Origin of the sequence: Hymenobacter psychrotolerans DSM 18569, from assembly GCF_900142395.1 — a bacterium.
Taxonomy (GTDB): Bacteria; Bacteroidota; Bacteroidia; order Cytophagales; family Hymenobacteraceae; genus Hymenobacter; species Hymenobacter psychrotolerans.
This window is the reverse complement of the sequence record NZ_FRAS01000001.1, coordinates 397,518-409,797: the sequence shown is the minus strand read 5'-3', so window position 1 is coordinate 409,797 and position 12,280 is coordinate 397,518. Positions and strand designations below refer to the sequence as shown.

Genomic DNA, 12,280 nt, shown 5'->3' with positions numbered 1-12,280 from the left:
TGCTTTTTTAGAAGACTATCTGTGACAGGCCGCCCGGCGGCCGCCTTCCCATCCTCAGATGAAAAACGTTAAATACTGGCTTGCGCTGGCCTTTATGGGCCAGGCTAGCTACGGCTTTGCCCAATACGAAGTAGATGCGCTGCGCTTTTCGCAGACCCAGCCCAGCGGCACCGCGCGCACCCTGGGTATCGGTGGTGCCAGTTCGGCGGTAGGAGCCGACCTCAGCAGCCTCGTAACCAACCCGGCCGGCCTGGGCCTCTATCAGCGCTCCGAGTTCAGCTTCACGCCCGGCCTGGGCCTGGGCAGCACCGACAGCAAGGCTTTTGGCACCACCACCTCCGACTCGCGCAACAGCCTGCATGTAGCCAGCCTGGGCGCTGCCTTCGTGAACCGCCGGCCCGACTCGGATGGCAGCGACTGGCGCAACGGAACCTTCGCCATCGGCCTCAACCGCCTCAACGACTACAACCAGCGGTTCCGCTACCGAGGTACGCCGGGCCAAAACCAAGACATTTTACAAAGGTTTAATGACCCCAAGATTAGTGTAGCTAACGCCGATGACCAGTACATTAACGGATTCTATAATCTGGATGGACTGGCGTATGGTGCTTTTCTCACGAATCCTTTTACAGTCCCTGGACCAAACGGAAGCAATGTTGAAGTGCTGGGGCTAGCAGAAACTTTTGAGAACACCGGCCAGCTGCAGCAGGAAGAAACGGTGCTGACCACCGGCTCCCAGACGCAGTTTGACTTCGGCTACGGCGCCAGCTACCGCGACCGGCTGTACCTGGGCGGAGCCATTGGTATCGTGAGTTCGCGCTACAATTCCACGAGCGTAATTACGGCCTCCGAAGCTCAGCCCGATGGCAGCACGGCCTTCAACAGCCTCAACTACCGGGAGGTACTGGAAACCCGGGGCAGCGGCATCAACCTGCGGGTGGGCGCCATCTACCGCATCAACGATGCTGTGCGGGTAAGCGCCGCCGTGCAGACTCCCACCTGGATGCGCCTGACGGAAAGCTACAGTTCCAGCCTCAGCGCCACTTTCGACCGGCCGCTGGTCGTGGATGGGCAGAGCTACACCAGCCGCACCGCCACCTCCAGCCCCGGCGAATTCGACTACACCCTGACGACGCCCTTCAAAGCAACGGGGGGCGTAGCGGTTGTAATCGGGAAATACGGCTTCCTGAGCGGCGACGTGGAGTATCTCAACTACAGCAAGGCCCGCCTCGACAACGACAATAGCAACGACCTGGTAGGCGGCACCGACTACGACTTCAGCGCCAGCAACGACGCCGTGCGCAGCCTCTACACCTCGGCCGTGAACCTGCGGGTGGGCGGCGAGCTGCGCTTCGACATCTTCCGGGTGCGGGCCGGCTATGCCCGCTACGGCGACGCCTACAAGCAGAACGATTTCGACCGCACCCAGAACTTCTTCACCGGTGGGGTAGGGCTGCGCCAGAAAAACTTCTTCCTGGATGCCGCCGCCGTCTACGGCACCAGCAAGCGGTTCTACAGCCCCTACACCCTCAGTGAGGCCGGAGCCACGCCGGTGGTTAACATCGAAGGCAGCAAGTACACCACCACTGTCACGGCTGGTTTCCTGTTCTAGGCTCCAGTTAGCTGATTCAGCTTCCTACTGAAAAAGGCCGCTCCCAGGAGCGGCCTTTTTCATGGGACAAACTGCTATAGTCTACTTGGTGACGCGCACCTGCATGAGAATGGCGGGGACCGGCGCCGTTGCAAAGTCCTCAACCAGCAAGAGGCCGGTTTTGCCGGTCGTCGTGCGGAAAGCCACCACCTGGGCTTTGGAAAGTGAGCCGGTGCGGGTGCTGGGCGTGAAGGCCGTGCCCGCATCGAAGGCCGCCTGCAGCTCCGGAACGGTATCGGTGTTGCCGAAATCAGTAGCATTCAGGCTGGTGCGGCGAAACTCGGTGGCGCGTTTCCGGAGCCAGCCCGTAAGCGTAACTGTGGGGTCGGCGGGGGCAGCCAGGCCGGCTTGTCCGCCGGTGATAGGCTGGTAGACCAGGTCGATGGAGTCGCGGTTGGCAGTCTGGCTGGGGGAGGAGCCTACCGCAAACGCCGGCAGCACGATGCCCGACGACAGCATGGCGAAGCTGCGCGAGGTGCGGGCGCGCGGCGCTTGCAGGCGCATCGGGTAGCGGTGGAAAACCTGGGCCGAGTCGGTGTTGCGGAGCGTGAGCTGGTAGCCGCGCTGGCTGCTGCGGCCTTCCACGTCCTCCACCTGAAACGTCCACCGCTCGCGCCCGGTGGTGCTGCGTGTCACGGCTCTGTACTGAAACGCAATGGCCCGCTGGCCAGGCGCCAGCACAGAGTCCAGAAATACCAGCGGCTGGTTTTCCTTCGGCACCAGGTTTGGATCAAAAGCCGTAGCGACAGGGTAGGTGTACGGGTTGCGGGTGGGCGTGTAGTCGACCGTGATGCGCAGCCGCGTGAGAGCCGGGCCATTCACATTGTCGCGCGCTTCCGCAAACACCCGCGTCGTAAACGTGTCGGCCGGCAGGCTGCTCTGGCGGTTCGACGAAATAAAGGGCGGCGCCGTGCTGCCCACCAAATCGATGCGCGGACCGGGGTTGGGGTCGGGGTTGCAGCCGGCCAGCACCACCGGAAAAAGAAACAAAAGAAGCAGGCGAAGACGCATAGGTTCGGTAAAGGTCGGAGTTTCGGGCCGGATGTGGAAGACAGCCTTTCCGCCGGCCGCCGTGCAACCATGCAGGCGGCATTACCTACCTTAACGACTCCATTGCCTCCGTCATTTTCCTTGCCTCGCATGAAATTCCGCTCTTTTGGGCTGGCCCTGTGGCTGGCCACTGCCGGCCCCGCGCTGGTTCCGGCCCTGCTGACTACCACCCAGGCCCAGCAAAAACAAAACCTCACCCTCGAAGATATCTGGCAGAAAGGCACGTTTTCGGCCAAATCGGTGCCCGGCTTCAACTGGATGAAGGACGGGCGCTACTACTCCTCGCTCGACCAGGGCAGCCTCGTGCAGCACGACGTAACGACCGGCCAGGCCGTGCAGACGCTCGTGGCCGCCGCCGACCTCAAGCTGCCCGGCCAGGACAAGCCGCTGCCCGTCGATGGCTACAACTTCAACGCCGATGAGCAGCAGATCCTGTTCAGCACCGGCACCGAGGCCATCTACCGCCGCTCCAGCAAGTCCACGTTCTACATCTACAACCGCCAGACCAGGCAGCTCACGCCCCTGAGCAAAGCCGCCGGCAAGCAGCTCTACGCCACCTTCTCGCCCGATGGCAGGCGCGTCGCCTTCGTGCGCGACAACAACCTGTTCGTGACGGACCTGGCCACGATGCAGGAAACGGCCATCACCACGGACGGCGCTATCAATAAAATCATCAACGGCGGCACCGACTGGGTCTACGAGGAGGAATTCTCGTTTGCGCAGGGCTTCCAATGGTCGCCCGATTCGCGCTACGTGGCCTACTACACCTTCGACGAAAGCCAGGTGCCCGAGTACAACATGCAGGAGTGGGGCCCGCTCTACCCCAAAGACTACCGCTACAAATACCCCAAGGCCGGCGAGAAAAACTCCATCGTCAGCATTTCGGCTTATGATGTAGCGGCCGGCAAATCCACCAAAATGGACGTGGGCGCCGAAACCGACCAGTACATTCCGCGCATCCTCTGGACCCAGACCCCCGAGCTGCTCAGCATTCAGCGCCTCAACCGCCTGCAGAACAAGCTCGAAATCCTGCACGCCAACGCCAAAACCGGCCAAAGCAACGTCGTGCTGACCGACACCGACAAGGCCTACGTCGACATCACCGACGATGTGCGCTACCTGGCCGGCGGCAAGGAGTTCCTGTTCACCAGCGAAAAGGACGGCTACCGCCACCTCTACCTCTACAACATGAGCGGCAAGCTGGTGCGCCAGCTCACCAAAGGCAACTGGGAAATCACCGAAATCAACGGGTTCGACGAGAAAAAAGGCCTCGTGTACTTCACCAGCACCGAAGCCTCCCCGCTGCAGCGCCACCTCTACCGCGTCGATCTGAAAGGCAAAGGCAAAACCCGCCTCGGCGAAGCGGGCGGCGGCAACAACACCGTCAACATGAGCGCCGACACGCGCTACTTCCTCAACTACCACTCCGAAGCCGGCCAGCCCCAGGTCGTCAGCCTGCGCAACGGCCAGGACGGCAAGCTGGTGAAAACCCTGGAAGATAACGCCAGGCTGCGCCAGAAGCTCGGCGACTACAACCTCGGCAAGCTGGAGTTCATCAACTTCAAAACGGCCGAAGGCGTCGAGCTGAACGCCTCCGTGCTCAAGCCCGCCAACTTCGATGCCAGCAAGAAATACCCCGTGCTGATGTACGTGTATGGCGGCCCCGGCTCCCAGACCGTGAAAGATGATGCCGGCGGCGGCATTGCCTTCACCAACTACCTCTGGCACCAGCTGCTGGCCCAGAACGGCTACATCGTGGTGAGCGTGGACAACCGCGGCACCGGTGCCCGCGGCTCCGACTTCAAGAAAAGCACCTACGCCAACCTCGGCAAACTCGAAACCGACGACCAGGCCGCCGCCGCCCGCTACCTGGCCACGCTGCCCTACGTCGATAAGAGCCGCATCGGCATCTGGGGCTGGAGCTTCGGCGGCTACATGACCGCCCTGGCCCTCACCAAAAACGCCGACGTCTTCAAAATGGGCATCTCCGTGGCCCCCGTCACCAACTGGCGCTACTACGACACCGTCTACACTGAGCGGTTCCTCAAAACGCCCCAGGAAAACCCCGCCGGCTACGACGACAACTCGCCCGTGCAGCACGCCGACAAGCTCAAAGGCAAGCTCCTGCTCGTGCACGGCACCGGCGACGACAACGTACATTTCCAGAACGCCGTAGCCTTCACCGACGCCATGATCAAGGCCAACAAGGACTACCAGACCCTCTACTACCCCAACCGCAACCACGGCATCTACGGCGGCAACACCCGCCTGCACCTCTACCGCCAGATGACCGATTTCGTGCTCAAAAACCTCTAACCCCCGGTCCGCCCCCCGGTCCGACGGCGCAGCCGTCCGACCGGTCGCCGCACGCATCCTAAACAGTAAGCCCTCCGGCGTTAGGCTAACAGCCTACTGCCGGAGGGCTTACTGTTTAGGATGCGTGCGTTATATCCGTCGCGAAGTGAGTTGCGAAATGCATGTAGGGTGCGGGGCTTGCCCCCGCCCGCTGTTCGCGCCGACACACCGATTCTGTACAACAACAGGGAGAGGCAAGCCCCGCACCCTGCTTCAAAATAAGGACAAAGCCGCTCTGCAACAGTGTAGAGACGCGTATTCGCGTCTCCTCGTTGAACGACCCCAGTACAACCGGAACCAGGCGCTACTACGCCGATATAATCCCGCTGGCTATGTTAGAAATGTGCTTGAGAAATTGGAAGGGACCATGCACTGTAAAATGACTATCCTACTGAGCGTGTTTACTAATTTCATCTCCCAATTGCCGGTGAGGATATAGAGTACCTCTCCTGCAGAAATTGCAAATCGTAATTGATGTGTGGATCGGCTGGCAGATACACCACCTGTATAGTGTCGCCAGGGATATATCCGGGTTGCGATAGGGTGTGCCCCATATAAAGCTGCCCGTTGGCAGAGAAACGATAATAGTATCCCGTAATGCCCCTCATACCTATGTAGGGTTCAGTCAGTACTAGTGCTTTAGCTGAAAGCCCGGTGCGGGCCAGTTGCCCCTGTCGAACAGTTTTATAGGCACCACCAGCGAGCAGGTAAGCAAACGGAAATAGCATGGCCAACCACGGAATATGAATTCGGGATGGTCCGAGTTTTACCCACCAAAGTCCAGAAGAGTTAGGTTTCACAAGTTGGGTTGCTGAAGTGATGTATGTGCACGATAAAAGTACAAGAGGATGAAAGTAGATTCCCGCCGCACTCGCTCGGCTGCGCCGAGTGAGCCCTACGCCTGAGGGGCTGCGCCCCGAACCCGCCCGCACCACCCGCGCCCCATATACATCAACCAATCACCCACCACCTGCCAGATACCATAAACCGTCAGTCAGACACCATCTATCATCAGTCAGCAAGCATAAACCATCGGTCAGATAACGAAAAACGTCAGTCAGACATTATAAACCGTCAGTCAGATAACAAAAACCGTCGGTCAGCAAGCAGCTACCGTCAGTCAGCAAGCAAAAACCGTCAGTCAGGCAGCATCCACCGCCGGTCAGCACAATTCTTTCGCGGCTAAATGCCTATACTTGAGCCGTTGGCGCTACGCCGCTGGCTGAAAATTGCCGGCAGGGCACACGTAGCCTAGCCTTTTGTTCGTTTGTGCGTAGAACCCCAGCAATGCGAATACCCCGGCTACCCTCATTTCTTCTCGGCCTGGCCCTGCTGGCTGCCCTGCCCGCCTGCCAGCCCGATAAGCCCGCCAGCACCGGGCAGCACGCCCCCGCGCTGGCCGATTCCCTTGATTTAGACTCGCTTTCCGACCCCGTCGGCACCCTCGATACCACGCCCGTGCGCCGCGACTGGCACCGGCTGGCCCGTCCCACCCGCCGCAACGCACCCCTCATCGTGTACCGGAGCGTGCGCCGCGCCCCGGCCGGCCTCCAGGATACCGCGCCGCCCCCCGGCGAAGCCACCCTCTTCGACCTCGCCCGCAAAGCCAGCGAGTATTTCCAGATTGACCCCACCCAGGCCGCCGAAGTCCGCGGCCGCGACGGAACAATCGTCCGGATCAGTGCCGGCACGCTGGTTGATGCCCGGCAGAAGGCAGCCACCGGCCCCGTCTGGGTAGAGCTGAAAGAGTGCCTGACGCCCGCCGAAATGCTGCTCACCAACCTCAGCACCACCACCACCGACGGCCAGCCCCTGCAAACGGCCGGCATGGTGTTCCTGAAAGCCACCGCCGCCGGCCGCCCCCTGCAGGTAGCCGCCGGCCGTACCCTGCGCCTGGAGCTGCCCGCCACCAACGGCCGCCCGCTCCCCGACATGCGCCTCTACTACGGCCAGGCCGCCTCAGGCCCCGTCCGGTGGGAGCAGGCCCCCGAGTTGGCAGCCCCCGCCTCCGAATCCACCGAAACCATCTACACCGAGGCCCGCCCCATGCCCGCCTACGGCAGCGGCCCCGCCGACATCAACCGCCTGATCCGCTACCCGCAGGAAGCTCTGGCCAGCCGCACGCAGGGTGTGGTCTTCGCCTCGTTTGTGGTGGATGAAGGCGGCAAAGTCCTCAACCCCAAAATCCTCTACGGCCTCGGCCACGGCTGCGACGAAGAGGTGCTGCGCGTGCTGCGCCAGACCTCCGGCCGCTGGACGCCCGGCCAGCGCAACGGCGAATTCGTGAAAGTGAAAATGATGCTGCCCATCCGGTTTTCCTTCAACGAAGGCCAGCTCACCGCCCCCGACAGCACGCCGGCCGCTGCGCAGGAAGCCCCCGTTATGGCTGCCGCCTCGCTTCCCACTGGCGCCACGGAAGAGGAGCCCGCCGCCCCCGAGCCCACCGACCGGTACGTGTTCCACTGCAGCCAGCTCGGCTGGTTCAATGCCGACCGGCCGCTTTCCGGGGCCACCGGCAGCCACCAGGCCACCGCCCCCGAAACCGATGGCGCCACGTTTGTGCGTCTGGTGCTGCGCGGCGCTACGCCGTCTATTCTAGCCGGCCAGCCCACCGAAAGCGGCTATGCCTTCGAAAACGTGCCCGCCGGCCGCCGCGCCATTCTCATCGGCCTGCGCTACCAGGGCGGCACACCCTACCTGGCCTGGCAGGAAACCACCACCGGCCAGCAGCCCACGCCGCTGGAGTTCCAGGAAACGACCCTCGAAGAGCTGGAGCGCCGCCTGGCCCGCCTGTAGCAGTCGGTTCCAGCGGCCCCGCAGTCTTTATAGCTTCACCGTAACGCTCTGGGGCTCCGTGAAGAAGCGCAGCGCCTCCAACCCACCTTCGCGCCCCACGCCGGAGTTCTTCATGCCCCCGAACGGCGTGCGCAGGTCGCGGTGCAGCCAGCTATTGATCCACACAATGCCGCTGTGCAGCTCATGCGCTACCCGGTGCGCCCGGTTCAGGTCGCGGGTCCAGATGGTGGCGGCCAGGCCGTATTCGGTGCCGTTGGCCCAGGTCAGCACCTCTTCTTCCGAGTCGAACGGCGTGAGCGTTACCACCGGCCCGAAGATTTCCTCCCGGTTTACGCGGCAGTCGGGCGCCAGGCCCTCAAACACGGTGGGCTGCAGGAAGTAGCCTTCGGCGCAGCGGCCATCCAACGTGACGCGCTGCCCGCCGGCCAGCAGGGTGCCGCCTTCTTCGTGAGCCAGCGCAATGTAGCTCAGTACTTTCTCCAGATGCGCCTCGCTCACCAGCGCGCCCTGCCGGCTGCCCCCGTCCTGCGGGTCCCCGACGGTAAGAGCGGCCACGCCCGCCAGAAACTCCCGCTTGAACGGCTCATAGATGCTGCGCTCCACGAAAATACGGGAGCCGCACAAGCAAATCTGGCCCTGATTGGCAAACGAGCTGCGCAGGCTGGTGCGCACGGCCTCCGTCAGGTCGCAGTCGGCGAAGATGATATTGGGGTTCTTGCCACCTAGCTCCAGCGAGAGTTTCTTGAACATCGGCGCGGCCGTGCGGGCAATATGCTCGCCGGTTTTGGTGCCGCCCGTAAAGCTGATAGCCTTGATGCCCGGATGCTCGATAATCGGCTGGCCCGCGCCCGGCCCGGTGCCGTGCACGATGTTGAGCACTCCCGCCGGCAACCCTGCCTCTATGCACAACTCGCTCAGCAGAAACGCCGTGTAGGGCGTAATTTCTGAGGGCTTGGCCACCACGCAGCACCCGGCGGCCAGCGCCGGCGCAATCTTCCAGGTAAACAGGTACAGCGGCAGGTTCCAGGGCGAAATGCAGCCCACTACGCCCAGCGGGTGCCGCACCGTGTAGTTGAGCGCCACTCCTTCCTGGAAGTGGGTTTCGGAGGCAAAATGCTGCGCCGCTGTGCCAAAGAAGGCGAAGTTGCTGGCCGCACGCGGGATATCCACGCTGCGGGCCAGGCTTACGGGCTTGCCATTGTCCTGGCTTTCGGCCTGCGCCAGCCGCTCCAAATCCCGCTCTATCAGCTCACTGATGCGCACCAGCAGCTTGCCCCGGTCCTCAGCCGGCAGGCGGCGCCACGCCGGCAGCGCGGCCTGGGCGGCAGCCGTAGCGCGGGCCACGTCTTCCGCATCCGAATCCGGAATATGAGAAAACACCTGCCCGGTGGCCGGCTCGATGTTGGGCAGGTAGCGGCCGGCGGCGGGCGGCACCAGGTGGCCGTTGATGTAGTTCTGAAGCTGTAGCATAGCGGGGTGGGAGGGAAGGAGCAGCAAGGTAAAGCCAGCCGGTTTGAATAGCTACTTTTGCGTTACGCCGGCCGCTATACTGGGCAGGCTACTATTTCTTCGGCTACTTTGATTTCTATGAAAAACTGGCTGCGCCTGACGTTGGTCACGGGCTTTTACGGGCTGCTGTTTGTGGTTTTTACCTGGCCGCTGGCTACGCAGTTCACCACCGCCTTTCCCACCGTGCCGGGCCACGACTCGCTGCTCTACGCCTGGAACTTCTGGTACTTTCGCGAAGCCGTGATGAGCGGTATCAACCCGTTCCACACCGACTGGCTGCTGTATCCGTGGGGCTCTTCGCTCGTCATGCACGCCTATATGCCGCTGCTGGGCGTACTGAATTTGGTGCTCGACAACGCGCTGCTGACCATCAACATCGGGCTGCTGCTAAGCTATGCGCTATCCGGCACCGGTGCCTATCTGCTGTGCCGGCGCTGGGTGCGGAGTCCGGTGCTGGCACTGCTGGCCGGCGTGATTTTCGCCTACTCGCCCTACAAGCTCATGCGCCTGCCCGATCATTATAATCTGGTGCTGACGGCTACCGTGCCCTTCTACGTAATGGCGTTTCTGGATGCTTTTGCGTTCGAGCCCGGTCGGCTGCTGCCCCGGGTGCGCAGCTGGCGGGCCGTAGGGTGGTGCTTCGTGCTGGGCCTCATCACGCTGGCCTGCGACTATTACGTGACCTTTGGGCTGCTGTATTTTTCGCTGGCCTATGCGCTGTGGTACTGGCTGCGGCTGGGCTCCGTAAACTGGCGGCGCTGGCAAACCTGGCTCCGCCTGGCCGTGATTCTGACTGTCAGCCACATCCTCATCAAGCAGCTGCATCACTTTGGGGTGCCCGACAACGACGGGCCGTGGTGGGGCGGCGACGTGGTGAGCTACCTGATGCCGCCGCCCACCAGCCAGTTCCTCGATTTTGAGTGGGCTCAGCGCCTGTACCTGAACCCGAAGGTGTTCAACATGCCCGGCTCACTGGAAATGATTCTGTTTATGGGCTACTCGCTGCTGGCGCTGGGGCTGCTGCTGGTTGTGTGGCCAAACCGCCCGGCTTCTCTGCGCCGCCTGGATGCGGGTGGCCGGCCGCTGGCCTGGGTGCTGCTGTTTTTCGTGATGCTGACCCTGCCCACCCTGCGCATCTACGGCAAGCAGCGCCTCAATCTGCCCACGGGCCTGCTGCATTTCATTCCCTTCTTCAACAACATCCGTTGCCCCACGCGCTGGGTAATGATGGTGGGGCTGCTGCTGCCGGTGGTGTCGTTTAGTGCGCTGGAAGCCCTGTGGCGGCCCCGGCTGCGCCCTGCCCTGCAAACCGGACTTAGCGTGTTGCTGCTGGGTGTAGTGCTGTTCGAGTACTGGCCTAAGCCCATGCACCTTACGTCTACCGCCGACGTGCCCGCTGTGTACGACGAGGTGGCGCAGCTGCCGGGCACTACGCTGTTTCCAATTCCTTTCGGCATCATTGATGGCTACCGCAAGCTGGGCGAAGTGCAGACTGAGCAGTTCTTCTACCAGACGCGCCACCATAAAAAGCTGCCTATCGGCTACTTCTCCCGCATCAAGCCCGAAATCTTCGACGCCTTCCGGCAAGATACGGTGCTGGGCCGCCTGCTCACGCTCCAGACCCGGCCAGACACGCTGCCGCCGCCCTTGCCTACTACCACCCAGGTCCAGACTTTCCTGCGCACCTACCAGCCGGCCGCCTTCGTGGTGCACCCCGACTACCAGAATCAGCCTGTGCACCGCTACCTGTGCCAGATGCTGGCCCCGCTGGGCTACACCGAGCGGCAGATTGGCGGGTATCTGCTGCTGGCCAAGACAGGCAAGGCAGAGTGAGGCTGGCAGGGCGGGGCTATAGGAAATGAGAATACCAATAAATGCCAGCGCCACCCAAAATTCTCGGGTGGCGCTGGCATTTATCGGCCCAAAACAGGATTACCGCAACTGGCTGTCGGGAGGAGAGGTAGTAGGGATATTGGTGTCGGAAATAATGTACAGAGGCCGCTGGCGCACGTTGGCCGACAGCCGGGCAATATACTCGCCGATGATGCCGATGGCAATCAGCTGCACACCACCCAGAAACAAAATACTCACCATCAGCGAAGCCCAGCCCGGCTGGTAGTTGCCGCTCACAAAGCGTGCATACAGCGTATAGAGCATCACCACGAATGCTACCCCCGATACCAGAAACCCGCTGACAGTAGCTACTTTCAGAGGCACATCTGAGAAGCCGGTGATGCCGTCGAGGGCCAGCCGGATCATTTTGCGGTAGGTGTAGCCGGTTTCGCCGCCAGCCCGCTCCGCGCGGTCATATTCCACGAATGTCTGGCGGTAGCCAATCCAGGAAATCTGCCCCCGAATGAACTTGTTCTGCTCCGGCATCCGCTTCAGCGCGTCTACCACTTTGCGCGAAATAATGCGGAAGTCGCCGGTATCCACCGGAATCGAGATGTTGGTAATGCTGGCCAGAATGCGGTAAAACAGCTTGGCCGTCGTCTTTTTAGCAGCGCTTTCGCCCTGCCGTGAGCGGCGCTTAGCATACACCACCTCGTAGCCTTCCTGCAGCTTTTGGTAGAGCGGCACAATCAACTCCGGCGGATCCTGCAAATCCGCATCAATGATAACCACCGCTTCACCGCTGGAAAGATCCAGCCCGGCCGTCACGGCAATCTGGTGGCCGAAGTTGCGGCTGAAATCAATGTAGCGCACCCGCTCGTCGCGCAGGGCCAGGGTTTGCACCAGCTGCAGCGACTTGTCGCGCGAGCCATCATTGATAAAGATAAACTCGTAGCGCAGCCCCATCGGATCCAGAACTTCCCGTAGCCGGTCGTAAAGAGCCGGAATATTGGACTCCTCGTTGTAGATGGGAATGATGACGGAAAGGTCCAAGGCGGGACTAAGGTTAGGAAACAAGAAAAGCGC

At 61.8% G+C, this 12,280-nt stretch carries 7 protein-coding genes; 4 read left to right on the top strand and 3 right to left on the bottom strand.

Annotation, left to right across the window (positions count from 1 at the left end):
- The first annotated feature begins 58 nt into the window (after positions 1 to 58).
- Positions 59 to 1,612, top strand: coding sequence for an OmpP1/FadL family transporter (locus BUE15_RS01680; RefSeq protein WP_073280951.1), 1,554 nt, complete (start codon positions 59 to 61; stop codon positions 1,610 to 1,612).
- 81 nt (positions 1,613 to 1,693) lie between these two features.
- Here the strand turns inward: BUE15_RS01680 and BUE15_RS01675 are convergent, their stop codons facing one another.
- Positions 1,694 to 2,662 (bottom strand): hypothetical protein, encoded by a 969-nt coding sequence (locus BUE15_RS01675; RefSeq protein ID WP_139252077.1) that lies wholly within the window; start codon positions 2,660 to 2,662, stop codon positions 1,694 to 1,696.
- A gap of 129 nt (positions 2,663 to 2,791) precedes the next feature.
- Here BUE15_RS01675 and BUE15_RS01670 point away from each other — a divergent pair, with 129 nt between their 5' ends.
- The gene (locus BUE15_RS01670) at positions 2,792 to 5,017 is read left to right on the top strand and encodes a S9 family peptidase (protein WP_073280949.1); all 2,226 of its coding nucleotides are present in this window, start codon (positions 2,792 to 2,794) and stop codon (positions 5,015 to 5,017) included.
- A gap of 1,326 nt (positions 5,018 to 6,343) precedes the next feature.
- A complete protein-coding gene (locus BUE15_RS01665) occupies positions 6,344 to 7,852 on the top strand; it encodes an energy transducer TonB (protein WP_073280948.1) in 1,509 nt (502 codons plus the stop codon).
- Positions 7,853 to 7,879: 27 nt separating this feature from the next.
- Here the strand turns inward: BUE15_RS01665 and BUE15_RS01660 are convergent, their stop codons facing one another.
- Complete coding sequence (locus BUE15_RS01660; RefSeq protein WP_073280947.1) at positions 7,880 to 9,322, bottom strand: aldehyde dehydrogenase; 1,443 nt, start codon at positions 9,320 to 9,322, stop codon at positions 7,880 to 7,882.
- A gap of 117 nt (positions 9,323 to 9,439) precedes the next feature.
- On the opposite strand from BUE15_RS01660, the gene BUE15_RS01655 reads away from it, so the two are divergent.
- On the top strand, positions 9,440 to 11,194 hold the full coding sequence (locus tag BUE15_RS01655) for a YfhO family protein (RefSeq protein WP_139252076.1): 1,755 nt from the start codon (positions 9,440 to 9,442) through the stop codon (positions 11,192 to 11,194).
- A gap of 99 nt (positions 11,195 to 11,293) precedes the next feature.
- On the opposite strand, the gene BUE15_RS01650 is transcribed toward BUE15_RS01655, so the two are convergent.
- On the bottom strand, positions 11,294 to 12,247 hold the full coding sequence (locus tag BUE15_RS01650) for a glycosyltransferase family 2 protein (RefSeq protein WP_073280945.1): 954 nt from the start codon (positions 12,245 to 12,247) through the stop codon (positions 11,294 to 11,296).
- Between the last annotated feature and the right edge of the window lie 33 nt (positions 12,248 to 12,280).